At 71.4% G+C, this 26,346-nt stretch carries 21 protein-coding genes; 12 read left to right on the top strand and 9 right to left on the bottom strand.

The window, feature by feature from the left end; genetic code table 11:
• The first annotated feature begins 116 nt into the window (after positions 1 to 116).
• The 6 genes from NOCA_RS25735 to NOCA_RS10550 all read left to right on the top strand — a co-directional run bounded on the left by NOCA_RS25735 (position 117) and on the right by NOCA_RS10550 (position 11,968).
• Positions 117 to 3,557 (top strand): M36 family metallopeptidase, encoded by a 3,441-nt coding sequence (locus NOCA_RS25735; RefSeq protein ID WP_011755269.1) that lies wholly within the window; start codon positions 117 to 119, stop codon positions 3,555 to 3,557.
• Between the two features lie 206 nt (positions 3,558 to 3,763).
• On the top strand, positions 3,764 to 5,776 hold the full coding sequence (locus NOCA_RS10570; RefSeq protein ID WP_011755268.1) for an alpha-1,4-glucan--maltose-1-phosphate maltosyltransferase: 2,013 nt from the start codon (positions 3,764 to 3,766) through the stop codon (positions 5,774 to 5,776).
• Positions 5,773 to 7,488, top strand: a complete 1,716-nt coding sequence (treS, locus tag NOCA_RS10565; protein WP_011755267.1) for a maltose alpha-D-glucosyltransferase — start codon at positions 5,773 to 5,775, stop codon at positions 7,486 to 7,488. Before NOCA_RS10570 ends, treS begins: the two co-directional genes overlap by 4 nt.
• Before the next feature lie 14 nt (positions 7,489 to 7,502).
• Entirely contained in the window at positions 7,503 to 8,951 is a 1,449-nt protein-coding gene (locus NOCA_RS10560) for a maltokinase N-terminal cap-like domain-containing protein (RefSeq protein WP_238383450.1), read from the top strand.
• Complete coding sequence (glgB, locus tag NOCA_RS10555; RefSeq protein ID WP_011755265.1) at positions 8,948 to 11,197, top strand: 1,4-alpha-glucan branching protein GlgB; 2,250 nt, start codon at positions 8,948 to 8,950, stop codon at positions 11,195 to 11,197. The genes NOCA_RS10560 and glgB overlap by 4 nt, the downstream gene beginning before the upstream one ends.
• 9 nt (positions 11,198 to 11,206) lie before the next feature.
• Positions 11,207 to 11,968, top strand: coding sequence for an NUDIX hydrolase (locus tag NOCA_RS10550; RefSeq protein WP_011755264.1), 762 nt, complete (start codon positions 11,207 to 11,209; stop codon positions 11,966 to 11,968).
• Positions 11,969 to 12,166: 198 nt separating this feature from the next.
• On the opposite strand, the gene NOCA_RS10545 is transcribed toward NOCA_RS10550, so the two are convergent.
• The 8 genes from NOCA_RS10545 to NOCA_RS10510 form a co-directional block, all read right to left on the bottom strand.
• Entirely contained in the window at positions 12,167 to 13,111 is a 945-nt protein-coding gene (locus tag NOCA_RS10545) for a tetratricopeptide repeat protein (RefSeq protein WP_011755263.1), read from the bottom strand.
• 68 nt (positions 13,112 to 13,179) lie between these two features.
• Positions 13,180 to 14,388 (bottom strand): acetyl-CoA hydrolase/transferase family protein, encoded by a 1,209-nt coding sequence (locus NOCA_RS10540; protein ID WP_011755262.1) that lies wholly within the window; start codon positions 14,386 to 14,388, stop codon positions 13,180 to 13,182.
• Between the two features lie 90 nt (positions 14,389 to 14,478).
• Positions 14,479 to 16,167, bottom strand: a complete 1,689-nt coding sequence (locus tag NOCA_RS10535; protein WP_011755261.1) for an acyl-CoA mutase large subunit family protein — start codon at positions 16,165 to 16,167, stop codon at positions 14,479 to 14,481.
• Between the two features lie 176 nt (positions 16,168 to 16,343).
• A complete protein-coding gene (locus tag NOCA_RS10530; RefSeq protein WP_011755260.1) occupies positions 16,344 to 16,832 on the bottom strand; it encodes a MarR family winged helix-turn-helix transcriptional regulator in 489 nt (162 codons plus the stop codon).
• Between the two features lie 70 nt (positions 16,833 to 16,902).
• Positions 16,903 to 17,415: a PH domain-containing protein gene (locus NOCA_RS10525; RefSeq protein ID WP_011755259.1), complete on the bottom strand. Its 513-nt coding sequence runs from the start codon at positions 17,413 to 17,415 to the stop codon at positions 16,903 to 16,905.
• A gap of 5 nt (positions 17,416 to 17,420) precedes the next feature.
• Positions 17,421 to 17,585: a hypothetical protein gene (locus NOCA_RS27530; protein WP_158305658.1), complete on the bottom strand. Its 165-nt coding sequence runs from the start codon at positions 17,583 to 17,585 to the stop codon at positions 17,421 to 17,423.
• Between the two features lie 142 nt (positions 17,586 to 17,727).
• On the bottom strand, positions 17,728 to 18,699 hold the full coding sequence (gene meaB / locus NOCA_RS10515) for a methylmalonyl Co-A mutase-associated GTPase MeaB (protein WP_011755257.1): 972 nt from the start codon (positions 18,697 to 18,699) through the stop codon (positions 17,728 to 17,730).
• Positions 18,683 to 19,873, bottom strand: coding sequence for an acetyl-CoA C-acetyltransferase (locus NOCA_RS10510; protein WP_011755256.1), 1,191 nt, complete (start codon positions 19,871 to 19,873; stop codon positions 18,683 to 18,685). The genes meaB and NOCA_RS10510 overlap by 17 nt, the downstream gene beginning before the upstream one ends.
• Before the next feature lie 147 nt (positions 19,874 to 20,020).
• Here NOCA_RS10510 and mce point away from each other — a divergent pair, with 147 nt between their 5' ends.
• The 5 genes from mce to NOCA_RS10490 all read left to right on the top strand — a co-directional run bounded on the left by mce (position 20,021) and on the right by NOCA_RS10490 (position 24,618).
• Positions 20,021 to 20,467 (top strand): methylmalonyl-CoA epimerase, encoded by a 447-nt coding sequence (mce, locus tag NOCA_RS10505; RefSeq protein ID WP_041546460.1) that lies wholly within the window; start codon positions 20,021 to 20,023, stop codon positions 20,465 to 20,467.
• Positions 20,468 to 20,605: 138 nt separating this feature from the next.
• Entirely contained in the window at positions 20,606 to 21,958 is a 1,353-nt protein-coding gene (ccrA, locus tag NOCA_RS10500) for a crotonyl-CoA carboxylase/reductase (RefSeq protein ID WP_011755254.1), read from the top strand.
• 58 nt (positions 21,959 to 22,016) lie between these two features.
• On the top strand, positions 22,017 to 22,196 hold the full coding sequence (locus NOCA_RS27045) for a hypothetical protein (RefSeq protein ID WP_087530580.1): 180 nt from the start codon (positions 22,017 to 22,019) through the stop codon (positions 22,194 to 22,196).
• The gene (locus NOCA_RS10495; protein ID WP_148217932.1) at positions 22,193 to 23,458 is read left to right on the top strand and encodes a hypothetical protein; all 1,266 of its coding nucleotides are present in this window, start codon (positions 22,193 to 22,195) and stop codon (positions 23,456 to 23,458) included. Before NOCA_RS27045 ends, NOCA_RS10495 begins: the two co-directional genes overlap by 4 nt.
• Positions 23,455 to 24,618: an AI-2E family transporter gene (locus NOCA_RS10490; protein WP_011755252.1), complete on the top strand. Its 1,164-nt coding sequence runs from the start codon at positions 23,455 to 23,457 to the stop codon at positions 24,616 to 24,618. Before NOCA_RS10495 ends, NOCA_RS10490 begins: the two co-directional genes overlap by 4 nt.
• Before the next feature lie 136 nt (positions 24,619 to 24,754).
• On the opposite strand, the gene NOCA_RS10485 is transcribed toward NOCA_RS10490, so the two are convergent.
• Positions 24,755 to 25,738 carry an EamA family transporter gene (locus tag NOCA_RS10485; protein WP_049774303.1) on the bottom strand — a complete coding sequence of 328 codons (984 nt, stop codon included), beginning with the start codon at positions 25,736 to 25,738 and terminating at the stop codon, positions 24,755 to 24,757.
• 39 nt (positions 25,739 to 25,777) lie between these two features.
• Here NOCA_RS10485 and NOCA_RS10480 point away from each other — a divergent pair, with 39 nt between their 5' ends.
• The gene (locus tag NOCA_RS10480) at positions 25,778 to 26,320 is read left to right on the top strand and encodes a CGNR zinc finger domain-containing protein (RefSeq protein WP_011755250.1); all 543 of its coding nucleotides are present in this window, start codon (positions 25,778 to 25,780) and stop codon (positions 26,318 to 26,320) included.
• Positions 26,321 to 26,346 lie beyond the last annotated feature (26 nt).

Here is a 26,346-nt window from a genome sequence, read left to right as displayed (position 1 = left end):
CATCGTGGATGTTGGAACGATCAAAGAATCGCGCGAACCCACGGTGCGGCACGCGTCACCCACCACCGACCCGCCGGTCCACATAACGAACCCTGCCGTCCGACGTTGACCGGATCATGACCCGCTCCCCCCTGCATCGTGGCGGCTATCGGACCGCCGCGCTGGCCTTGCTGACCGCCACCCTGGTCCCGGGCCTCGCCCAGCTCCCCGCCTTCGCCACGAGCCCCACCGCGGCTCTCGCCAGCCCGAAGACCGACGGTCGCGACGGGGTCGTGCACCCCCTCGGCGGCCTCGGCGACCCGGTCGCCGGCCTCACCGACCTCGACGCCCGTGGCACCGCGCTCCCCTCCGCAGCCCAGCGCAGCGCCGCTGCCCAGCTCGGCGCCGTCGACCTGCGCTGGAACCAGTTCGGTACGCCGTCCTCGATCCTGCCGGCCGACGGCGTGCTCGCCCGGGCGTCGTCGAACGACCCGGTCGCCGCCGCGCGCTCGTGGCTGGCCGACAACGCGGCGGTCTTCGGACTGACCCGCGACGCGGTCGCCGGAATGGAGCTGGTCAACGACCAGCGGCTCGTCCAGAGCGACGCGCATGCCGTGCTCTTCCGCCAGCGGTTCGGCGAGCTGACGCCGGCCCTGGCGAGCATGGTCACCGTCGGCGTCGCCAACGGCGAGATCGCCTACGCCTCCTCGTCCCTCACGAAGACCACCGGCACCCCGCCGGCCGCGACCCTGAGCCCGGTCCAGGCGTGGGTGAAGGCGGCCGCGAACGTCGGCCGCACGCTCGACGCCGGCGCACTCGACAAGATCACCTCGCAGGTCGCCGACGGCTGGACCCGCCTGTCCGTCCCGGGCTACCCGCAGCAGCAGCTGGTCCGGCTGCGTGCGCTCGCGCTCGCCGACGGCTCGGTCCGGCCCGTGTTCGAGACCAACGTGCTCGACGCCCAGTTGGGTTCGGCGTTCGCGTACACGCTGATGGTCGACGGCGTGAGCGGCGACATCCTGCACCGGCAGAACCAGGCCGAGAACAGCAGCGACGCCTTCCAGTTCCAGGGCGAGGTCACCGCCACGGACTGCGGCCCGAAGCACGAGTTCGAGCTCACCGACGGCAACACCAAGCAGATCGCGGCGATGGCGGCGGCGGCCAACACCCTCAACGACATCGAGGTCAAGATCTTCGACCCGAACGACCAGCTCCTGGTCACCGGCGACCTGGGCACCAGCCCCGAGACCGCGACGTACTCCGCCGACTCGATCCCGGCAGGCATCTACAAGCTCCAGGTCTGCCCCTTCGACAACCCGACCGTCCCGTTCCTCCCGCCGGGCAACTACGTCGCGAGCGTGACCACGAGCGACACCGCCGGCCCGGCCACGGGTGACATCGGGTTCCCGTCGAAGTGGCGCTACTTCACGGCCAACCCCAGCCTGGACTACTCCGCGAAGACCGTCCCGTCGAACTCCGTGATCGGCTGCTGGATCGCCGGCGAGGGCTGCACCTCGCCGACCGGCCCGTTCCGCAACGTCGCGGCGCCGGGACCGTGGGACGCCACCGCCAACGGCGTCGGCACGATGACCACGGTCGGCAACAACGCCAACACCCACGAGGCCTGGGTCAGCCCGCTGACACCGGGCGGCACGGCGCAGGCGCCGATCTCGCCGACCCGCGAGTACACGGCTGCGTTCACCGACGCGTGGAACAACTCCGGCTGCGACCCGGCCCAGCTGACGCCCGGCGGCAACGACATCGACGCCACCGTGACGAACCTGTTCGTGGCGCACAACCGGATGCACGACTACTCGTACTACCTGGGCTTCACCGAGGACAACTACAACATGCAGGCCGACAACCTCGGCCGCGGCGGCGTCGCCGGCGACCAGGAGATCGGCAACGCCCAGGCCGGCGCGCTCACCGGCGGGCAGCCGTCGTACCTCGGCCGCGACAACGCCAACCAGATCACCCTGCAGGACGGCGTGCCCGGCATCACCAACCAGTACCTCTTCCAGCCGATCGCGGGCGCGTTCTACTCCCCGTGCGTCGACGGCGGCCTGGACATGGGGATCGTCGGCCACGAGTACACCCACGCGATCAGCAACCGGATGGTCGGCGGCCCCGACGAGGGCCTCACCTCCGAGCAGGGCGGCGCGATGGGCGAGTCGTGGAGCGACCTGATCGCCGGTGAGTACATGTTCAGCCACGGCTACGCCAACGGCGGCAACCCCTGGGCCGTCGGCGTCTACGCCACCGGCAACAAGTCGGTCGCGATCCGTGACTACGCGATCAACAGGAACCCGCTCAACTACTCCGACTACGGCTTCGACAGCACCGGCAACGAGGTGCACGCCGACGGCGAGATCTGGAACGGCACCCAGTGGGAGGTCCGCCAGGCGCTGGTCAAGAAGTGGAACAAGCAGTTCCCCTACTCCGACAAGGCCCTCCAGCTGCGGTGCGCCCAGGCCACGCCGACCGCCAGCCCGCTGCCGGCCGGTCAGTGCCCGGGCAACCGGCGGTGGGTCCAGCTGGTCTTCGACTCGTTCCTGCTCCAGCAGGGCGCCACGTCGATGCTCGACGCCCGCGACGCGATGCTCGCCGCCGACCGGATGCGCTTCGGTGGCGAGGACCTGGACGTGATGTGGAAGGCCTTCGCCCGCCGCGGTATGGGCCAGGGTGCGTCGATCCCCAATGCCGACTCCGGCGACACCACGCCCAGCTTCGCCTCGCCACGCGAGCAGAACGGGACGGTCAGCTTCCGCAGCAACCGCTCCGGCCGGTTCTTCGTCGGCCACTACGAGGCCCGGGCGACGCCGATCGCCGACACCTCGGACCAGGGCAAGGTCAAGACCACCGCCCGGCTGGTCCCCGGTCGCTACGAGATGCTCTACGTCTCCCAGGCCGGTGGCTTCAAGCGGTTCCACCTCACCGTGGAGCCCGGAGCCCAGACGGTCCACGTGAACGCGCCGACGAACCTCGCGGCGAGGAAGAACGGCGCCAAGGTGCTCGACGCCACGGCCGGCTCGCTGAACGCGGTGTCCCTGCTCGACGGCACCGAGAAGACCGCGTGGGGCGGCGTCACCGCCACCAACGTCGACGAGTCGCACCCGTTCGTCGTGGTCGACCTCGCGGGCGGCGTGCACACCGTGCGGCGGGTGCAGGTCAGCGCGATGCTCAACCCGGCCCCGCCGGACCCGAACGAGATCCCGCTCGCCCAGGACCCCGACCCCGACTCGGGCTCCCGGTTCACCGCGCTGCGCCGGTTCGCGCTCGAGGCCTGCGTGAGCGACTGCGGCGAGGCGAAGGCGACCTGGAAGCGGTTCTACGTCTCCCCCGGCAACGCCTTCCCGGCGGTGCGGCCGCGCCCGGTCGCCCCGAACCTGACGCTGCGCGCCTTCGAGGTCCCCGCGACCCGGGCCGCCGCGATCCGGTTCGTGGTGCTCGAGAACCAGTGCACCGGCTACGCCGGGTACGCCGGCGAGCAGGACAACGACCCGATCAACGACACCGACTGCAAGACCGCCGCCGATCGCGGCACGATCGTGCACGCGGCCGAGCTCCAGGTGTTCTGAGGTCGACTCGGCGCATCTTGCCCGCTCCGTCCACAGCCGGACACGGCCAGCTGGGGACAACCCGGGCAAGATGCGCCGACTCGCGCTCTCCTGGCGGGCAGGATGCGCCGACGACTCGGCGTTTCCGGCTGGCCCGCCGGGGTACGGCGTCCAGGACGGCAGTTGCCCCTGCCGGACCTGCCCGGACCCTCGCTAGGTTGGAGATCATGGTCGGACGCATCCCCGTCATGAACGTCACGCCACTGGTCGACCTCGGCCGGCAACCAGCGAAGGCCACGGTCGGAGAGCCCTTCCCGGTGACCGCGACGATCTTCCGCGAGGGCCACGACAAGCTGGGCGCCGAGGTGGTGCTCACCGGTCCCGACGGCCGCCGCCGGGCGCCGGTCCGGATGACCAAGCACGCGACGGTCCCGGACCACTACGAGGCCTGGGTGACCCCCGACACGGGCGGCGCCTGGAGCTTCGAGGTGATGGCCTGGTCCGACCCGCTCGCGACCTGGCAGCACAACGCCGCGCTCAAGGTCCCGGCCGGCGTCGACGTCGACCTGATGTTCACCGAGGCCCGGATCCTGCTCGAGAAGGTGATCGCCTCGCTCGACCCCCGCGACCCGCCCGCGGCCGACGCCGCCCAGGTCCTCCAGGGTGCCCTGGACACGGCCACCGACACCAAGCGGCCACCGGCCGCCCGGCTGGCCGTGCTCGAGGCCCCCGACGTCACCGGCGTGCTCGCCACCCACCCGATCCGCGAGCTGGTCACGGTCGAGGGCCCCTACCCGGCGTACGCCGACCGGCCGAAGGCGCTCACCAGCAGCTGGTACGAGTTCTTCCCGCGCTCGGAGGGCGCCACCAAGGACCTGAAGACCGGCAAGGTCACCAGCGGCACATTCGCGACCGCCGCCAAGCGCCTGGACGCCGTGGCGGCGATGGGGTTCGACGTCATCTACCTGCCGCCGATCCACCCGATCGGCGAGGTCAACCGCAAGGGCCCGAACAACACCGTCGACCCCGGTCCCGACGCAGCACCGAAGGACTGGGCGGGGTCGCCGTGGGCGATCGGCTCCAAGGACGGCGGCCACGACGCGATCCACCCCGACCTCGGCACCTTCGACGACTTCGACGTGTTCGTCGCGAAGGCCCGGTCCCTCGACCTCGAGGTCGCGCTCGACCTCGCACTCCAGGCGGCGCCCGACCACCCGTGGGTGACCACCCACCCGGAGTGGTTCACGACCCGCGCCGACGGCACCATCGCGTACGCCGAGAACCCGCCGAAGAAGTACCAGGACATCTACCCGATCAACTTCGACAACGACCCGACCGGCATCTGCCAGGAGGTGCTGCGGATCGTCCGGCTGTGGATGTCGCACGGCGTGCGCATCTTCCGGGTCGACAACCCGCACACCAAGCCGGTGGCGTTCTGGGAGTGGCTGCTCAAGGAGATCCGGCGCACCGACCCCGACGTGATCTTCCTGGCCGAGGCGTTCACCCGGCCGGCGATGATGCGCGGCCTCGGCGCGATCGGCTTCCACCAGTCCTACACGTACTTCACCTGGCGCAACGCGAAGTGGGAGCTCGAGGAGTACCTCCGCGAGCTGTCCCGCGAGACCGACCACCTGATGCGGCCGAACTTCTTCGTGAACACGCCGGACATCCTGCACGCCTACCTGCAGTACGGCGGGCCCGCGGCGTTCAAGATCCGCGCCGCGATTGCCGCGACCGGGTCGCCCAGCTGGGGCGTCTACGCCGGCTACGAGCTGTACGAGCACGTCGCGGTCCGCCCCGGCAGCGAGGAGTACCTCGACTCGGAGAAGTACCAGATCCGGATCCGCGACTGGGACGCCGCCGAGCGCGAGCACCGCACGCTCGCGCCGTACCTGACGCGCCTCAACGAGATCCGCCGCCGGCACCCGGCGCTCCAGCTGCTGCGCAACGTGTCGATCCACTGGAGCGACGACGAGAACATCCTGGTGTTCAGCAAGCGGCGGGCGCTCCCCGACGGCCCCGACGATGTCGTGATCGTGGTCGTCAACGTCGACCCGCACGCAGCTCGCGAGACCACGGTCCACCTCGACCTGGGCGCACTCGGGCTGTCGCCGACCGACTCGTTCCTGGTGCACGACGAGATCACCGGCGCCGACTGGAGCTGGGGCGAGCACAACTACGTGCGGCTCGACCCGTACCACGAGCCGGCGCACATCTTGAGCGTGAGGAGGCCCCGGTGACCCAGGGGCTCACGCCGGACCCTCCTGAGAACAACCCCGACTGGTTCAAGAGCGCGGTCTTCTACGAGGTCCTCGTCCGGTCCTTCCGCGACTCCAACGCCGACGGCACCGGCGACTTCCGCGGGCTGGTCGAGCAGCTGGACTACCTCCAGTGGCTCGGCGTGGACTGCCTGTGGATCCCGCCGTTCTTCCCGAGCCCGCTGCGCGACGGCGGCTACGACGTGGCGGACTACACCGGGGTGCTCCCGGAGATCGGCACGATCGAGGACTTCCGCTACTTCCTCGACGAGGCGCACCAGCGCGGCCTGAAGGTCATCATCGACTTCGTCATGAACCACACGAGCGACCAGCACCCGTGGTTCCAGGCCTCCCGGTCCGACCCGCAGGGGCCGTACGGCGACTTCTACGTCTGGTCCGACACCGACGAGCTCTACGAGGAGGCGCGGATCATCTTCGTCGACACCGAGCCGTCGAACTGGACGTGGGACCCGGTCCGCCAGCAGTACTTCTGGCACCGCTTCTTCTCCCACCAGCCCGACCTCAACTTCGACAACCCCGCCGTCCACGACGCGATGCTCGACGCGATCCGGTTCTGGCTCAACATGGGTCTGGACGGCTTCCGCCTCGACGCGGTGCCCTACCTCTACGAGCGGCCGGGCACCAACGGCGAGAACCTCCCTGAGACCCACGAGATGCTCAAGAAGGTCCGCAAGGTCGTCGACGACGAGTACCCGGGCCGGATCCTCCTCTGCGAGGCCAACCAGTGGCCGCAGGACGTCGTGGAGTACTTCGGCGACTTCGCGGTGGGCGGTGACGAGTGCCACATGGCCTTCCACTTCCCGGTGATGCCGCGCATCTTCATGGCGGTGCGCCGGGAGTCCCGGTTCCCGATCTCGGAGATCCTCGAGCAGACCCCCGCGATCCCCGAGAACTGCCAGTGGGGCATCTTCCTGCGCAACCACGACGAGCTCACCCTCGAGATGGTCACCGACGAGGACCGCGACTACATGTGGGGCGAGTACGCCAAGGATCCCCGGATGAAGGCGAACATCGGCATCCGCCGGCGGCTGGCGCCCCTCCTCGACAACGACACCAACCAGATGGAGCTCTTCAACGCGCTGCTGTTCTCGCTGCCGGGCTCCCCGGTCCTCTACTACGGCGACGAGATCGGCATGGGCGACAACATCTGGCTCGGCGACCGGGACGGGGTGCGCACCCCGATGCAGTGGACCTCGGACCGCAACGCCGGATTCTCCTCGGCCAACCCCGGCAAGCTGGACCTGCCGCTCATCCAGGACCCGGTCTTCGGGTACCAGTCGGTCAATGTGGAGGCCCAGCTCGAGAACACCTCGTCCCTGCTGCACTGGATGCGCCGGATGATCCACGCCCGCCGCAACCACCCCGCGTTCGGGCTCGGGACCTTCCACGACCTGGGTGGCTCGAACTCGACCGTGCTGTCCTACGTGCGGGAGTACACCACCGAGGACGGCTCCGAGGACATCATCCTGTGCGTCAACAACCTCTCCCGGTTCCCCCAGCCGGTCGAGCTGGACCTGCGCCGGTTCGAGGGCCGGCGGCCCGTCGAGCTGATCGGTGGAGTCCCGTTCCCGGAGATCGGCGAGCTGCCCTACCTCCTCACCCTGGCGGGGTACGGCTTCTACTGGTTCCGCCTGACCGCTCCCGAGACCAGCGAGGAGGGGCTGCTGCTGTGACCCCGGACGGACGAGTGACCCACATCGAGCCGGACGTGTTCGTGCGTTACCTCGAGCGCACCCGGTGGTTCGGCGGCAAGGGCCGCCCCTTCGAGGTCGCCTCCGTGCGCCGGATCGGCGAGGTGCCCCGCGACGAGGAGGACGGCGGCCCCCGTGTCGTCATCGAGCTGATCGAGGTCGCCTACAGCGACGGCCCGGGCGGCACCGAGGTCTACCAGGTCCCGATGTCGTTCTACACCGAGCCGGAGAGCCGGCTCGACCACGCGTTCATCGGCTGGTGGGACGAGCCCGGCTACGGCTGGGTGCACGCGTACGACGCCCTCCACGACCGCGACGCGATGGACGGCTGGCTGCGTGCCTTCGACCGGGCGGCCCGCGAGCCGGGCGGCAACCTCAGCGACGACGACAGCGGGCTGCGGTTCCACCGCCTGCCCGGGCACGACCTCGACCTCGACGCGCACTCGACGCTGTTCTCCGGTGAGCAGTCGAACTCCTCGGTGGCGTTCGGCGAGGACTGCCTGATGAAGGTGTTCCGCAAGATCACCCCCGGGGTGAACCCGGACATCAGCGTCCACGAGGTGCTCACCAACGCCGGTTCCGACCACATCGCGGCGCTGTACGGCTGGCTGGACTGGGTCGACTGGGAGGCCGACCCCGAGGCCGAGGAGCGCGCCGGCACGACGATGCAGCTGGCCATGCTCCAGCAGTTCCTGCGGACCGCGAGCGACGGCTGGGACCTGGCGCTGACGAGCGCCCGCGACCTGTTCGCCGAGGCCGACCTGCATGCCCACGAGGCCGGCGGAGACTTCGCCGCCGAGGCGGCCCGGCTGGGGACCGCGCTGCGCGAGGTCCACGAGGACCTCGCCGAGCACTTCCCGGTCGAGCGCCGCGGCCCCGAGGCGCTCACCGAGCTGGCCGACGCGATGTCGGCGCGGCTCGACGCCGCGCTCGAGGTGGTGCCCGAGCTCGCCGCGCACACCGAGACGCTACGGGCGACGTACGACCGCGTCCGTGGACTCGGCGGACTGGAGGTCCAGCAGATCCACGGGGACCTGCACCTGGGCCAGACGCTGCGCACCAGCCTGGGCTGGAAGATCGTCGACTTCGAGGGCGAGCCGGCCAAGCCGCTCGCCGAGCGGCTGCGACCGGACTCGGTGTGGCGCGACGTCGCGGGCATGCTGCGCTCCTTCGACTATGTGCCCCGGGTGGTCGAGCGCCAGTTCGCCGAGGACCAGCCCGAGGGCGCCAGCCAGCGCGCCTACCGCGCGGAGGAGTGGGCGCACCGCAACCGCAACCACTTCCTGACCGCGTACGCCGGCGGCGAGCTCACCGAGGAGCAGCAGGCGCTGCTCGACGCCTATGTCGTGGACAAGGCGGTGTACGAGACCGTGTACGAGACACGAAACCGTCCGACCTGGGTGGCCATCCCGCTCGAGGCCGTGGCGAGGATCGGAGCGGCATGAGCGACAAGTCCACCCCCCGGACCACCTCCGAGCCGGCCCCGGCGAGCGGCCCCGCGCTGCATCCGGTGTCGACCGCCGAGCTGCACCAGGTCGCGCACGGCGAGCACGGCAACCCGCACGGCGTGCTCGGCCCCCATCCGCACGACGGCGGCGTCACCGTGCGGGTGCTCCGGCCCCTGGCCTCCCGTGTCGTCGTGCGGTGGAGCGACGGGTCCGGCACCTCCGGCGAGGCCGAGCTGGCCCACGAGCACGAGGGCATCTGGGCGGGCGTGATCGCGCTGCCCGACGTGCCCGACTACCGGGTGGCGGTCAGCTACGGCCCCGACGAGCACGTGGTCGACGACCCCTATCGCTTCTTGCCGACTCTCGGCGAGATGGATCTGCACCTGATCAACGAGGGCCGCCACGAGCTGCTCTGGACCGTGCTCGGCGCCCGGGTGCACCGCTATCCGGGCGCGCTCGGGCCGGTGACCGGCACGTCGTTCGCGGTGTGGGCGCCCTCGGCGCGGGCGATCCGGATCAAGGCCGACTTCAACAGCTGGGACGGGCGCGAGCACCCGATGCGCCAGCTCGGGACCTCCGGTGTGTGGGAGCTGTTCGTGCCGGACGTCGGCGCCGGGACGTCGTACAAGTACACGATCCTGGGCCCGGACGGGCAGTGGCGCGAGAAGGCCGACCCGATGGCCCGCTGGGCCGAGAAGCCCGCCGACACGGCCTCGCGGGTCTTCGAGTCCGGCTACACCTGGAACGACGACGTCTGGCTCGAGGCCCGGGCGCGCCGCGCGCCGGTCGCCTCCCCGATGAGCATCTACGAGATGCACCTCGGGTCCTGGAAGAAGCACCCCGACGGCCGGTACTGGTCCTGGGCCGAGCTCGCCGAGGAGCTGCCGGCGTACGTCGCGGGCCTGGGCTTCACCCACGTCGAGCTGATGCCGGTGATGCAGCACCCGTTCGGCGGCTCGTGGGGCTACCACGTGACGTCGTACTTCGCCCCGGACGCGCGGTTCGGCGACCCCGACGGCTTCCGGCTGCTCGTCGACCGGCTGCACCAGGCCGGCGTCGGCGTGATCCTGGACTGGGTGCCCGGGCACTTCGCCACCGACGAGTGGGCGCTGGCCCGCTTCGACGGCACGCCGCTCTACGAGGATCCCAACCCCCAGCGCGGCTGGCACAAGGAGTGGGGCTCGCACATCTTCAACTTCGGGCGCCGCGAGGTCCGCAACTTCCTCTACGCGAACGCGCTGTACTGGCTCGAGGAGTTCCACGCCGACGGCCTGCGGGTCGACGGCGTCGCGTCGATGCTCTACCTGGACTACGCCCGCGAGCCCGGGGAGTGGACGCCCAACATCCACGGCGGCCACGAGAACCTCGAGGCGGTGCAGTTCCTCCAGGAGATGAACGCCACCGTCTACAAGCGGGTCCCGGGCATCACCACGATCGCCGAGGAGTCGACGTCCTGGCCCGGCGTGACCAGGCCGACCTCGGCCGACGGGCTGGGGTTCGGCTTCAAGTGGAACATGGGCTGGATGCACGACACGCTGGACTACCTCGCCCGCGAGCCGGTGCACCGGGCCTACCACCACGGGGAGATGACGTTCTCGCTCGTCTACGCCTGGTCGGAGAACTACGTGCTGCCGATCAGCCACGACGAGGTCGTCCACGGCAAGGGCTCGCTGCTGCGCAAGATGCCCGGCGACCGCTGGCAGCAGCTGGCCAACCTGCGCGCCTACCTCGGCTTCATGTGGGCCCACCCCGGCAAGCAGCTGCTGTTCATGGGCGCCGAGCTCGGCCAGGAGTCGGAGTGGGCGGAGTCGCGCGAGCTGGACTGGTGGCTGCTCGACCACCCCGAGCACCGCGGCGTGCAGGCCCTGGTGCGCGACCTGAACGCGACGTACGTCGACTCCCCGGCGTTGTGGGCCCGCGACCACGAGCCCGAGGGCTTCACCTGGATCGACGCCAACGACGCCGGCCGCAACGTCTTCTCGTTCGTCCGGCGCGGCGGCGACGCCGACCTGGTGTGCGTGTCGAACTTCGCGGCCGTCCCCCACGACGACTACCGGCTGGGGCTGCCCGCCGCCGGCGTGTGGGACGAGGTGCTCAACACCGACGCGGAGACCTACAGCGGCTCCGGGGTCGGCAACCTCGGCTCGGTCACCGCGGTCGAGGGCGAGTGGTCGGGCCAGCCCGCCCACGCCACCCTCGTGGTGCCGCCGCTGGCGACGGTGTGGTTGCGCCGACGACACTAGAGTCTCCCCGTGACCGAGCCGACGACAGCCGTGACCACCGTCGCGGAGGGGATCGCCCGGATCTCCTGGGCGCCCGACCAGCCGGTCGACGTCGTCCGGCACCAGGTCGCCGCCGCGCTGGTCGAGCACGCGCGGGTCGAGGCGCTGGTCGACCCCGACGACCAGACCGCCCAGCGGGTCGCCACGTGGTCGGGACTGCGCCGCGAGGGCGTGATGCGCGGGGTCACCGTCGAGGGCCGGACCGTCGACCGGATCGTCTACGCCCGGCTCGCCACCGACCTGCCCGTGCACGAGCCCGAGGGCTTCCGCGCCCTCCTCAACTCCTTCCTCCCCCGCAAGCGCGCGATCAGCCAGATGCTGCTGCGCGACCGCGACGAGCGGGTGCTCCTGTGCCAGCTGACCTACAAGCAGGACTGGGACCTGCCCGGCGGCGTGGTCGAGGTGGGCGAGTCGCCCCAGCTCGCGGTCACCCGGGAGGTGGAAGAGGAGCTCGGGCTGCACATCGAGACCGGGCGGCTGCTGCTCACCGACTGGCTGCCGCCGTGGAGCGGCTGGGACGACGCACTGTGCCTGGTGTTCGACGGCGGACAGCACGATGCCGCGATCACCGAGACGATCGTCCGGCAGACCCGCGAGATCCGCGCCACCGAGTTCTGCACGCCCGACCAGGTGCGCGAGCGCTGCGCCGACTTCACCGCCCGCCGGATCGGCTCCGCCGTCGCCAACCTCGCCGGCCCGGGCCCGGCGTACACGGAGTCGGGCGGACGCTAGGCGTGGCCAGTTTCATCGGCCGGCCGATGAACCTCTCGCTTGGACGATGAAGCCTTATCGTCCAGGCACGAGTCTTGTCGGCCGGCCGATGAAACTCGCGGCCAACCGCACCACCTCGCCGATGTTGGTCGAGTAGCGAGCGCCAGCGAGCGTATCGAGCTGCCGATTCCCAGCCTTCGCAAGCTCAGGCTGGGCAGCTCAGAACAGGGCGGAAGCCAGGTTCTGGCGGGCCTTGAGCACCCGCGGGTCCCCGTTGCCGACCGCGCCGAACAGGCCGATCAGGTGCTCGCGAGCACGATCGCGGTCGTCGCCGGCCGTGCGCCGGACCAGATCCACCAGCCGGTTGAACGCGTCCTCGACGTGCCCACCGAGCAGGTCGAGGTCGGCGACCATCGTCTGCGCGTCGACGTCGTCGGGCGCCGCGGCCGCCGCCGCACGCGCGGCGTTGAGATCGACGCCCTGGGTGCGCTGGAGGACGGTGGCCATCGCGAGGCCGGCGACCGCCTCGGTATCGGCGGGGTTGGCGTCGACGAGGCGCTGGTACTCCGCGACCGCTGCGCCGATGTCGCCCGCGCCGAGCGCCTCCTGGGCGGCGGCATAGCGCGGGTCGACGGCCGGCTCGTCGCCCTCGGCGCCCTCGGCCGCAGCTGCGTGCCGCGGCTGGTGCCGACCCGCGACGCCGTTGACGGTCAGCTGCTGCATCACCTGGGTCAGCGCGGCGCGCAGCTCCTCGAGCGGCAACACGTCCTGGAAGAGCGGCGCCGGGCGGCCGTCCAGCACCGCCACCACCAGCGGCACCGACGGGATCTGCATCGCCTGGGCGATCGCCGGCACGGCGTCGATGTCGACCAGACCGGCCAGGAACCGGCCCTCGAACTCGCTGGACAGCGTCGCGAGGTCCGTGGCGAGCTGGGCGCTCTCGGGCATCCGGCCGGGCGAGTAGAACACCAGCAGCACCGGTGCCGTCGTGGACGCCTCGATGGTGGACTGGAAGTTCTGCTCGCTCACCTGCACGGCGTACGACGAACCACCGACGGGCGCTCCGTCGGGTGCTCCGCCGGGTGCTCCGGGCGCGGGCGTCGCCGGGCCCTTGAGGCCGGAGAGGTCGAACGCCCCAGGGCGCGAGAACGGCTGCTGCGTCATGGGCTCCATCCTAGGGAGGAGCCGGGCGTGGCCTCACCGGAGGCCCGGGGCGGCAGGTGCGCCGGGGCTCAGGCCAGACCGAGGGCGACGGCCTCCTCGCGCAGCTCCTCACGGACGCTGGGGTGGGCGGCGTGCTCGATGATCTGGCGAGCCTGCTCGCGCTGGTCGTTGCCGAACACCGTGGCCAGGCCCTGCTCGGTGACGATCGCGCTCATCTGGAACGAGGTGATCGGCTCGTCGACCATCGGCACGACCGTCGAGCAGTCGGCCTTCGGGTGCCAGGAGCGCAGCGCGATGAACGCCTGCCCGCCGGCGCTGTGCATCGCGCCGACGATGAAGTCGGTCTGGCCGCCGAAGCCGGAGTGGATGCGCGCGTTGATCCGCGAGGCGTTGGCCTGGCCGAACAGGTCGACCTGGAGCGCGGTGTTGACGCTGACCATCTTGGGGTTCCGCGCGATCCGGGCCGGGCTGTTGGTGACCTCGGTGCGGACCATCTCGACCCGCTCGTTGCCGTCGACCCACTCGAGCAGCTCGGGCGAGCCGAACAGGAAGGACGCGGAGATCGGGATGTTGCGGTCCAGGGCCCCGACCTTCTCCAGGGCCAGCACGCTGTCGGAGAACATCTCGGTCCAGACCCGCAACCCGGAGCGGTCGGTGAGCCCGTGCATGGTCGCATCGGGAACCGCACCGATGCCGGCCTGGAGCGTCGAGCCGTCGGAGACCCGGGCGGCGACCAGCTCGCCGATCTTCGCGGAGGCCGCGTCGATCGAGGAGACCGGCGCGACCGGCATCGGCTCGTCCCCGTCGACCAGCACGTCGACCAGGTCGAGGTCGATCAGCGCGTCCCCGAACGTCCACGGCATGTTGTCGTTGACCTGGGCGATCACGACGCCGCCGTTGCGGCGTACCGCCTCGATCGCCGCCGGGAGCACGTTCACCTCGACGCCGAGGGAGAGCTTGCCGTCCCGCGGCCGGGTCGTGTGCAGGACCACCGCGTCGGGAGGCAGCTGCTTGCCGAACAGAGATGGCACCATCGACAGCCGCGAGGGCACGTAGCTCAGCCGCGGGTTGCGCCGCTGGGCCGGCCCGACGAACGACGTCTCGAGCACCACGCCCTCCCGGTCGGGCAGGCCGGGCTGGCCGTTGAGCGTCCAGAGGCGGTAGTCGTCCAGCGCGTCGTCGACGAGCTTCAGCGTGTGCCAGGGCGTGGCGTGGTTGCCGGTGATGACGATCCGCGGGTTGGCGGGCAAGGACGCGAGTGCGCGGGCGAGATCCACGCCTCCGATTCCACCAGAGCGTCCGAGCGCGTCACCCGGGCCGGAAGTCCTGCACCGTCGGGCCGACGGTCTCGGGATCGCCGCGCGCCGTCAGAACCGGGCGGGTTCGCGGTACTCCCCCCACTCGGCGCGCAGTGCGTCGCAGATCTCGCCCAGGGTCGCCTCCGCACGCACCGCGTCGAGCATCGGCTCGATCAGGTTCTCGTCCGCGCGGGCCGCCTCGACCATCCGGGCCAGCGCGGCCTGCACGGCCGCGTCGTCGCGCCCCTGGCGACGTACGTCGAGCTCGCGGACCTGCTCGACCTCGACCTCGTGCGAGACGCGCAGGATCTCCAGGTCGTGGGTCACCGACTCCTCGTGGCAGTTCACCCCGACGATCCGCTTGTCGCCCTTCTCCAGCGCGGTCTGGTACTGGAAGGCGGCCTCGGCGATCTCCGACATGAACCAGCCCTCCTCGATGCCACGCAGCAGGCCGCGGGTGATCGGGTTCTCCCCGCGGCGCACCGCGGCGGCGAGCGCCTCGGGCTGGTCGGAGGTCAGCGCGGAGCCGCCCATCGCGAGGATCTTGTCGAAGATCGCGACCGCCTCCTCCTCGAGCCGGTCGGTGAGCGCCTCGACGTACCACGAGCCGCCGAGCGGGTCCGCGACGTTGACGACGCCGGTCTCCTCCATGATCACCTGCTGGGTGCGCAGCGCGATCTCGGCGGCCTGCTCGCTCGGCAGCGCGAGTGTCTCGTCGAGCGCGTTGGTGTGCAGCGAGTTGGTGCCGCCGAGCACGGCGGAGAGCGCCTCGATGCCCGTGCGTACGACGTTGTTGTAGGGCTGTTGCGCGGTCAGCGACACCCCGGCGGTCTGGGTGTGGAACCGGAGCCACTGCGCCTTCTCCGTGGTGGCCCCGTACACGTCGCGCATCCAGCGGGCCCAGATCCGGCGCGCGGCGCGGAACTTGGCGATCTCCTCGAAGAAGTCCACGTGGGCGTCGAAGAAGAACGACAGGCCCGGCGCGAACACGTCGACGTCGAGGCCGCGGGAGAGCCCCAGCTCGACGTACCCGAACCCGTCGGCGAGGGTGAACGCCAGCTCCTGCGCGGCCGTCGAGCCGGCCTCGCGGATGTGGTAGCCGGAGACCGAGAGCGGCTTGTAGGCGGGGATCTTCTCCGCGCAGTACTCCATCAGGTCGCCGATCAGCTTCAGGTGCGGCTCGGGCCCGAAGATCCACTCCTTCTGGGCGATGTACTCCTTGAAGATGTCGGTCTGCAGGGTGCCGTTGAGGACGCTGGTGTCGACGCCGGCGCGCTCCGCCGCGACCAGCATCATGCAGAACACCGGCACGGCCGGCCCGCTGATCGTCATCGAGGTCGTGACGTCGCCCAGGTCGATGCCGTCGAAGAGGACCTCCATGTCGGCGGCGGAGTCGACCGCGACGCCGCAGTGGCCGACCTCGCCGAGCGAGCGCGGGTCGTCGGAGTCGCGGCCCATCAGGGTCGGCATGTCGAAGGCCACGCTGAGCCCGCCGCCGCCGCGGCCCAGGATCATCCGGTAGCGCTCGTTGGTCTGGCGCGCGTTGCCGAAGCCGGCGAACTGGCGGATCGTCCAGGTACGGCCGCGGTAGCCGGTCGGGTACAGCCCGCGGGTGTAAGGGAACGCGCCCGGCCACTCGGAGTCGTCCGTGCCGTACGCCGGCGCCACCTCCAGCCCGCTCAGGGTCGTGAAGTCGGCGTCGCGGGTGCGCGCCGCGTCGTACCTGGCCTGCCAGCGGGAACGTGCGCTCTCGGTCATGGAGAAATACTAGGACGTCCTAGTAAATGCGCCAAGCGGGCGCCGCCATCGGTTTCCCCGGTTAGCCGGGGAAGTTGCCACTGTTGGGCCGAAACTTCGGCCGATAAGTTCCGGTTTCCCCGGTGAACCGGGGAAACCGCCGGCACGCTCAGCGGACCACGACCGGACCAAAGACCTCAGAAGTCCCCGGCTTCCCGGCGCACCGGGCGGAGCAGCTCGGAGAGCTGGCCGAGCTGGGCCTCGGAGAGCGCGCCGAGGGCGAAGTCGGCGCCGAGCAGGTCCGCGGTGGCGGCCTCGACCAGGGCCCGGCCCTCGGGCGTGATCTCGGCGAGCACGGCGCGCCCGTCTTCCGGGTGTGCGCGGCGTACGACGAGACCCGCGGCCTCGAGCCGCCGCACGATCGAGGTCACCGAGGTCGGGTGCACCTGCAGCCGCTCGCCCATCTTGCCCAGCGGAAGCGCGCCCCGGGAGGAGAAGACGAGCAGCACCAGCGCCTCGTAGCGGGCGAAGGTCAGGCCGTGCGGCTTCAAGAGGGCGTCGAGGCGCCCGATGACCAGCTGTTGGACCCGCATCAGCGAGGTGACCGCGTGCATCGCGGGCACCCGGTCCCAGTGCGTGCCCCACTGTCGGGCGGCCTCGTCGATGGGGTCGAAGGGAAGGGCCACGACCGGACCCTACTCGTCGTGGTTCCGCGCCCTGGCGATCCCGAGGCCGAGCGGCGCGCCCGGCTCGGCGTCAGTTGACCCGGCCGCCGCGCAGCCCCGCACGCTGCACGACCCGCTGGATGGCGAGGTCGCGGGCGTAGGGGCGGGACACGTAGCGGATGTCGCGGATGCCCTGCTTCTGGGCGGCGGACTCGAAGCAGAAGTGCCCGTACCCGAGCAGTCGCCCGAGCATCGGCCGCCGCACCGTGATGTCGAGGATCCGGCTCAGCGGCATCGTGGCGAGGCTCTGGCCGAGCACGCCGTGCACGCGGAACACCCGCATGTTGGTGATCACGAACCGGTCCCGGTGCTCGCGCAACGCCAACCAGGCCGCGTGCCCGAAGAGCCCGAACGAGAGCAGCTCCGGCACCCACGCGACGGCCAGCGGCACCACACCCATGACCGCGAGCAGCCACACCGCGACCGCGACCTCAGCCATCGGCCGCACGAACGCGCACCAGTGGTGCCGGACCTCGTCGACGATGACCTCGCCCTCCTCGCGCAGCAGGTGCCGGGCGATGTCGGGGTCCACCCAGCGCGGCACCCGCGCTACTCCAGGTCTCGCACGAACGTGATCAGCGCGGTGAAGAAGTCTCCGGTGAGTGCCGCGCCGTGACCGCCGGCGGTCTGGGCGGACTGCGCGAGCCCGTGCGGGTCGGTGACCATCCAGAAGACACCGAACACGGCGAGCAGGACGAGGACGGCTTTTCGCATGGGGAAGCGCTCCATCTCGGTGACACCCGGAGTCACGGCGTTGACCGGGTCGTGTCTACCGAGCGTCGGCGCGAGATGCACGCAGGCGCGCCGGTCTAGACCGGATCTCGGTGCGAGCCCTGGCCGGTCGTGGAGCTGCCGGTCAGTCGGTGAGCGTGCCCAGCAGCTCGTCGGCCGCGGCGTACGGGTCGGTCTCGCCGGCGACCACCGCGGCCGCCAGGTCGTCGAGCTCGGAGCGCCCGTGCACGTCGCCCCACCGCTGTCGCAGCGCCGTCACCGCGATCGCCTCGATCTCGTCGCGGGCCCGGCGCCGACGGCGCCGCTCCAGCTCGCCGCTGGACTCCAGCCACTCCCGATGCCGGTCGATCTCGGCCGCGACCTCGTCGAGCCCCTCGCCGCGGTGGGCGACGGTCTTGACGATCGGCGGCTTCCACGCCCCCTCCGGCCGGTCGGCGAGCGCCAGCATCGAGCGCAGGTCACGGCGCACCTGGTCGGCACCGTCGCGGTCGGCCTTGTTGACGACGTACAGGTCGCCGATCTCGAGGATGCCGGCCTTCGCGGCCTGGATGCCGTCGCCCATCCCGGGCGCGAGCAGCACCATCGTGGTGTCGGCGAGGCCCGCGATCTCGACCTCGCTCTGGCCGACGCCGACGGTCTCGACGAGCACCACGTCGCAGCCGGCGGCGTCGAGGACCCGCAGCGCCTGCGGGGTGCTCCAGGCGAGGCCGCCGAGGTGCCCGCGCGAGGCCATCGACCGGATGTAGACGTCGCGGTCCAGCGCGTGGTCCTGCATCCGGACCCGGTCGCCGAGGAGCGCGCCGCCGGAGAACGGCGAGGACGGGTCCACCGCCAGTACGCCGACCCGCTTGTCGGCGCGGCGCAGCTCGGCGACCAGCGCGCTGGTCGAGGTCGACTTGCCGACACCCGGGGAGCCGGTGATGCCGATGACCTGGGCGTGCCCGGTGTGGGGCGCGAGCGCCGCCATCACCTCGCGCAGCAGCGGAGACTCGTCCTCGACGAGCGAGATCAGCCGGGCGACCGCCCGGGCCTCGCCGGCGCGGGCGCGCTCGACGAGGCCCGGGACGGCGCCGGCGTCGTCAGCTCTTCGGGACACGCACGATCAGGGCGTCGCCCTGCCCGCCGCCGCCGCACAGGGCGGCCGCGCCGACCCCGCCACCGCGGCGCTTGAGCTCGAGCGCGAGGTGCAGCACGATCCGGGCGCCCGACATGCCGACAGGGTGACCCAGCGCGATCGCCCCACCGTTCACGTTGACCTGCTCCTCGGGGATCCCGAGCTCGCGGGCGGACACGATCCCGACGGCCGCGAAGGCCTCGTTCAGCTCGACCAGGTCCAGGTCCGCCACGGAGATGCCCTCCTTGGCGACGGCCTTCTTGATCGCGTTGGCCGGCTGGCTCTGCAGGCTGGAGTCCGGGCCCGCGACCTGACCGGAGGCGCCGATCTCGGCGAGCCAGGTGAGGCCCAGCTCCTCGGCCTTGGCCTTGCTCATCACGACCACGGCGCAGGCGCCGTCGGAGATCTGCGAGGAGGAGCCGGCGGTGATCGTGCCGTCCTTGCTGAACGCCGGGCGCAGCTTGCCGAGCGACTCCGCCGTGGTGTCGCCGCGGATCCCCTCGTCGTTCGCGATCACGACCGGATCGCCCTTGCGCTGCGGGATCTCGACCGGGACCACCTCGTCGTCGAAGACGCCGTTCTTCCACGCGGCAGCGGCGAGCTGGTGGGAGCGCGCCGAGAACGCGTCCTGCTCCTCGCGGGTCAGCTCGCGGGCCCCCGTGTTGCAGGCCTCGGTCAGCGTGCCCATCGGCTGGTCGGTGAACTGGTCGTAGAGGGCGTCGTAGGCCATCGAGTCGACCAGGGCGGTGTCGCCGTACTTGAAGCCCTCACGGGACTTGGGGAGCAGGTGCGGCGCCTGCGTCATGGACTCCATGCCGCCCGCGACGACGATCTCGTGCTCGCCGGCCCGGATCAGCTGGTCGGCGAGCGCGATCGCGTTCATGCCGGACAGGCACACCTTGTTGATCGTGATGGCGGGAACGTTCATCGGGATGCCGCCCTTGACCGAGGCCTGACGGGCGGTGATCTGGCCGGCCCCGGCCTGGATCACGTGACCCATGATCACGTACTCGACCTGGTCGCCGGTGACGCCGGCCTTCTCGAGCGCGGCCTTGATGGCGACGCCGCCGAGGTCGGCCGCGGAGAGCCCCTTGAGCCCGCCGAGCAGGCGTCCGATGGGGGTCCGTGCCCCCGCGACGATGACAGAACCGGACATGGGGAGCCTCCAGGAAGTACGACAGGGGTATCTCTGGCCGACCTTACCCACGGGTCATCGCAGGGGCGAGAGGCCGAGACTTTGGTCCCGTGGGACACATGTCACATGGCCTGTCGGGCCGGTTGCACCGCTTGCCACCATGGACCCATGAGTCTCGACGTACCGGCACACCTGTTCACCGCGATCGACCACGTGGGCGTGGCCGTCCCCGACCTGGACGCCGCGATCACGTTCTACGAGGAGGTCTACGGGATGCGCCTGGCGCACCAGGAGACCAACGAGGAACAGGGTGTCCGGGAGGCGATGATGGCCGTCGGCGACTCCGGGTCGCACATCCAGCTGCTGGCCCCGCTCGACGAGAACTCGACGATCGCGAAGTTCCTGGACCGCTCCGGTCCGGGCATCCAGCAGATGGCCTACCGGGTCACCGACGTGGAGGCGGTGGCCGCGATCCTGCGCGAGCGCGGGCTGCGGCTCCTGTACGACGAGCCGCGGCGCGGCACGTCCAAATCGCGGGTCAACTTCATCCACCCCAAGGACGCGGGTGGCATCCTGGTCGAGCTTGTCGAGCCGGCCACCGAGCCCGCAGACTGACCCCCGGCGGGGGCGCGCGCCGCGCCCCCACACCCCGTTTTCGCACTGAGGAACACATCACAGGGGGTGTTACCCCCTGTTACCCGTGGGTAAGGTCCGGCCATCCCCCGACGCGAACCGACCTCACCAGGAGCCGATGTGCAGCACATCCTCGACGCGATCATGGCCGCCTCCGACGACCCGCGGAGTGCCACCGAGGCCGACTTCGCCGGCCTCGACCTGCCCGAGTCCTACCGGGCGGTGACGGTGCACAAGGACGAGGTCGACATGTTCGACGGCCTCGCCACGAAGGAGAAGGACCCGCGCAAGTCGCTGCACGTCGAGGACGTGCCGCTGCCCGAGCTCGGCCCCGGCGAGGCCTACGTCGCGGTGATGGCGTCGGCGATCAACTACAACACGGTGTGGACCTCGATCTTCGAGCCCGCCTCCACGTTCGGCTTCCTGGAGCGCTACGGGCGGCTCTCGCCGCTGGCCAAGCGGCACGACCTGCCCTACCACGTGGTCGGTTCCGACCTCGCCGGCGTGGTGCTCGCCACCGGGCCCGGCGTGCATCTGTGGAAGCCGGGCACCGAGGTCGTGGCGCACTGCCTCTCGGTCGAGCTGGAGCACCCCGACGGCCACAGCGACACGATGCTCGACCCCGAGCAGCGGATCTGGGGGTTCGAGACGAACTTCGGCGGGCTGGCCCAGATCGCACTGGTCAAGGCCAACCAGCTGATGCCCAAGCCCGCCCACCTGACCTGGGAGGAGGCCGCCTCCCCCGGTCTGGTCAACTGCACGGCGTACCGCCAGCTGGTCTCCAAGAACGGCGGCGACATGAAGCAGGGCGACAACGTGCTGATCTGGGGCGCCTCGGGCGGCCTGGGCGGCTTCGCGACCCAGTACGCCCTCAACGGCGGCGCCAACCCGATCTGCGTGGTCTCGAGTGAGGAGAAGGCCGAGATCTGCCGCAAGATGGGCGCCGAGCTGATCATCAACCGCAACGAGGAGGGCTACCGGTTCTGGAAGGACGAGCAGACCCAGGACCCGCGGGAGTGGAAGCGCTTCGGCTCCAAGATCCGCGAGCTCACCGGCGGTGAGGACATCGACATCGTCTTCGAGCACCCCGGCCGCGAGACCTTCGGCGCGTCGGTCTACGTGACCCGCAAGGGCGGCACGATCACCACCTGCGCGTCGACCTCGGGCTACATGCACGAGTACGACAACCGCTACCTGTGGATGAGCCTCAAGAAGATCATCTCCTCCCACTTCGCCAACTACCGCGAGTCCTGGGAGGCCAACCGGCTGATCGCCAAGGGCAAGATCCACCCGACCCTGTCCAAGACCTACGCCCTCGACGACGTCGGCCAGGCCACCCTCGACGTCCACCAGAACCTCCACCAGGGCAAGGTCGGCGTGCTCTGCCTGGCCCCCGAGGAGGGCCTCGGCGTCCGCGACCACGAGATGCGCGCGCGCCACCTCGAGGAGATCAACCGCTTCCGCGACCTGTGAGCTGCCCGCGCCTGAGCTCGTGCAGGCTCGGACGGCAGCAGCCGGGTCGAGCAGCCGCGTGACCGACGGACGAGGTCGCGACCGGCGCACCGAGACCGAGCTGCGCGGGTCCCAGCCGGCCACCACCCCGGTCACCGACATTTGGTCGGAGGCCGGGGTGTGTTGCGCGGGCCCGATCGGCAAGACTGTCCACGACGAGGCCACGACCGACTCCGGGAAGAGGAAGCACGTTTCATGAGCGACCAGGGACTGTCCATCTTCGACGACAACGAGCCCGAGGAGCACGCCTCGACGCCCTCCGACGAGGAGGCGACCCAGGTGCTGCCGACCGTCCCGCCCAAGCCGTCCCGTCCGGCACAGGGCGAGCAGCCGCAGCAGCCGTCCGCGGCGCCGGCCGCCGCGGCTCCGGCCCCGGCCCCGGCGCGCCCGGCCCAGCGCGGTCCGGTGCCGCCGCCCAGCGGGTCCCGACCCGCCGGCCAGCCGGTCGGCGGCGGTGCGCCCGCCGCGCCCGCGGGCTTCCCGGTGGTCCGCCGCGGAGGCTACGACCGCGACGCGGTCGACGCCCGGGTCCGCCAGCTCACCACCGAGAAGGCCGGGCTCAGCACCAGCCTCACCGAGTCCGAGCGCCGGGTCCTCGAGCTGGAGGAGCAGGCCGAGCGGATGCGCCAGGAGCTCGCCGAGAACGAGGCGCCGTCGTACGCCGGGCTGGGTGGCCGGGCGAGCGCGATGCTGCGGCTCGCCGAGGAGGAGGCCGCCGAGGTCCGCGAGACCGCACAGCGCGACGCCGTCGAGATCCGCGAGCAGGCCGCGCGCGACGCGAAGGCGATGCGCGCCGACGCCGCGCGCGAGACCGAGGACATGCGGCTGGTCCAGCTCAAGGAGCTCGACGAGAACCGCTCCCGGCTGATGGCCGACGCCGAGCAGGAGCGGGCGCTGGCCAGGAGCGAGGCGCAGGACCTGGTCGAGTCGGCCAACCGGCAGGCGGCGCAGCTCCGCCTGGCCGCTGCCCAGGAGGCCAACGAGCTGCGCACCTCGGCCAAGCGCGAGGCCGAGCAGATGCGGGCCGCCGCCGACCGTGAGGTGCAGGAGGCCCGCCGCTCGCTCGCCGTCGAGAAGGAGCGGCTGGCGCGCGAGGCCACCGACCACCACGCCAGCGCGACCGCCGAGACCCGGCGCCTGGTCGAGGAGGCCGAGGAGCGCGCCGGTGCCGCGGAGCAGCGCGCCCACGACGCGATGACCCAGGCGACCGAGCACCGCAACCAGGCGGCGACCGAGGCCGAGGCCCTGCTCAGCCGGGCCCGCCGCGAGGCCGAGCAGATCGTGACCTCCGCGCGGACCCAGGCCGAGGCGATCACCTCCACCGGCAACGCCGAGGCCGAGCGCGAGCTGGCCGCCGTTCGCGCCGAGGTCGAGCGGCTCGCCAAGCGGCGCGAGGCCATCACCGCCCAGCTCGCCTCGCTGCACGAGGTGATCACCGGCTTCACCAAGGACGAAGCGTGACCGACTCCCCCCGGGACACCCCGGAGGGAGACCTCGCCGCCACGACCGAGGCGGCAGAGGACCCGGCCGACGCCGCCCTGGAGGCGGACCCCGCCGGCAGTGGCGAGTACCTCGGCGAGCTCGGCGCGCCGCTCTCCCGGCACTCGCCGTTCGTGTGGGGATTCTTCGGCGGCCTGGGCCTGTTCGTCGCCTGGTGGCTGGGCGGGCTGGTCGTCTCGATCGGCCCCACGCTGGTCCTGGTGGTCGTGGCGCTGTTCCTCGCCGCGGGCCTCAACCCGGCGGTCGAGTTCTTCGAGCGGCACGGCATGCGCCGCCCGTACGCCGTACTCACCGTCATCGTGGCCGCGCTCGCCGCGCTCGGACTGTTCCTCGTCGCGATCGTGCCCGTGATCACCGACCAGGTGCAGTCGATCACCGACAACGCGCCGGACTGGCTCGACAGCCTGCAGCAGAACCGCCGGATCCAAGAGCTCGACGCCGAGTACGACGTGATCGACAAGGTCAAGGAGTACGTCAGCGACGGCAACTACGTCAGCACGCTGTTCGGCGGGGTGCTCGGCATCGGTCTGGCGGTGCTGTCCGCGCTGGCCAACGCCTTCATCGTGATCGTGCTGACGCTGTACTTCCTCGCCTCCCTCGACAAGACCAAGAAGGCGCTCTACCAGCTCGCTCCGGCCTCGCGCCGCGAGCGGGTCGCCCTGCTCGGCGACCGGGTGCTGCGCGGGGTCGGCGGCTACGTCTCCGGCGCCTTCATCGTCGCGATGTGCGCCGGCATCTCGTCCCTGGTCTTCCTGTTCATCGTCGGGCTCGGGCAGTACGCCGTCGCGCTGGCCTTCGTGGTGGCGCTGCTCGACGTGATCCCGATGATCGGCGCGACCATCGGCGCGGTCGTCGTGACGGCGATCGGCTTCGCCGAGGACCCGAGGATCGGGATCGCCTGCATCGTCTTCTACGTCATCTACCAGCAGGTGGAGAACTACGTGATCTACCCCCGGGTGATGTCCCGCTCCGTCGACGTCCCCGGCGCCGTCACCGTCATCGCCGCGCTCGTGGGCGCGGCCCTGCTCGGCGTGGTCGGCGCGTTGCTCGCCATCCCCACCGCCGCCGCCATCTTGATGCTCACCCGCGAGGTCGTCGTCCGCCGCCAGGACGCCCGCTGAGCGGTCTCCGGCGCGCCGACCGGTTGTCGTTTGGTCACCAACCGCAAGCCGGGAACGCTCCCACACCGCCGTTGGTGACCAAACGGCACGACTTTCCGGTTCACCGGCCGCGCGGCCTCTCCGAGCCGGCGCCGCGTCAGGGAACCGGTGTGGGGACGGCCGCGGTCGTGCGCTCGCCGAGCTTGACGGCGACGACCCCGGCCAGGATCAGCAGGCCGCCCACCAGCTGTACGGCCCGCGGGAGCTCGTCGAGCAGCAGCCAGGCGAACCCCACGCCGGCCAGGACCTCGATCAGCGCGACGAAGGACGCGAGCCGCGAGCCGAGCCGCCGTGCCGCGGCGATCCCGCTGGTGTAGGCGATGGCGGCCGTCACCACGCCGAGCACGAGCAGCGGCACCCACCAGTCGACGGTGCGGCCGGCGTAGGTGACGGCGTCGGTCGACGCGCGCATCGGCAGCAGCCCGACGACCCCGAGCGCGGCGAGCACGGCGGCACCGAGCACCAGCCCGGCCGCGGCCAGCACCATCGGCGGCAGGCCGCTGCGCTCGTCGGCGGAGATCACGAAGTACGTCGCCGCGCCGACCATCGCCGCCAATGCCCAGAGCACCCCGGGGACGCTCAGGTCGGCCCCGGAGAGCAGGTCGAGCACCAGCACCAGCCCGGCGGCGGCGAGGGCGGCGCCCACGAGGGTGATCGACCCGGGGCGCTGCCCGTGCCGCAGCCACAGCCACACCACCACCGCGGCGGGTGCGGTGTACTCGATCAGCAGCGCCGGCCCGACCTGCATGTGGGCGACCGCCGAGAAGTAGCAGAACTGCGCCCCCGCGACGGCCAGCGCGCCGTACACCGCGACCACGCCGGCGTTGCGGCGCAGCAGGCCCCACCGGCCGCGCAACGCGACCAGGCCGAACGGGACGACGACCAGCGCGGCCAGGCCGACGCGCACCAGCACGATCGCGCCGGCGCTCCAGCCGGCGTCGAGGAGCTCCCGAGCGAGGGCGCCGGACATCCCGAAGGAGACGGCCGAGAGCAACGCGAAGCCCAGCCCGCTCAGCAGCCGGGAGCCGCCCGTGGCGGGCACCAGCCGATCGGATGCCTCGTCATGGGCCAACGTCGCCATGACACATGACGCTAGTGCCACGTCGTGTAACCTGTCAACGTGCCGTTCACCCATGACACCGAGGCGTCCCTCCAGGCGGCGGCGATCCTGGCGAACTCGAGGCTGGAGCCGGACACGTTGACCAGGGTCGAGGACCTGGACGCGTTCTACGCCGAGTTCGAGTACACCGGCCGGCACGACCGCGACCGCGCCGAGCTGGACGCGGTCCGAGCGATCCGGCCGGCGCTCTACGACCTGCTCACCGCCGATCGCGACCACGCGGTCGAGATGGTGAACGCGATGCTCGCCGAGGCCGCCGCGGTGCCCCAGCTGGTGCGCCACGACGTCTGGGACTGGCACCTGCACGCGGTCGCACCCGAGCAGGACCTGCCGACCCGGATCCTGGTCGAGACCGCGATGGCGATGATCGACGTGATCCGCGCGGACGAGATGTCGCGCCTCGGGGTGTGCGCCGACGACTCCTGCGACGGCGTGGTCCTCGACCTCTCCCGCAACCGCTCGAAGCGCTTCTGCTCCACCGCCTGCGGCAACCGCAACGCCGTGGCCGCCTACCGCGCCCGCCGGTCGAGTCGGGAGTTCTGACGGTCGGTTCTGACGCATGAACCGAC

Source organism: Nocardioides sp. JS614 (assembly GCF_000015265.1).
Taxonomy (GTDB): Bacteria; Actinomycetota; Actinomycetes; order Propionibacteriales; family Nocardioidaceae; genus Nocardioides.
Note: the sequence above shows the minus strand (reverse complement) of the source record. Positions and strands in the feature narration are given on the sequence as shown.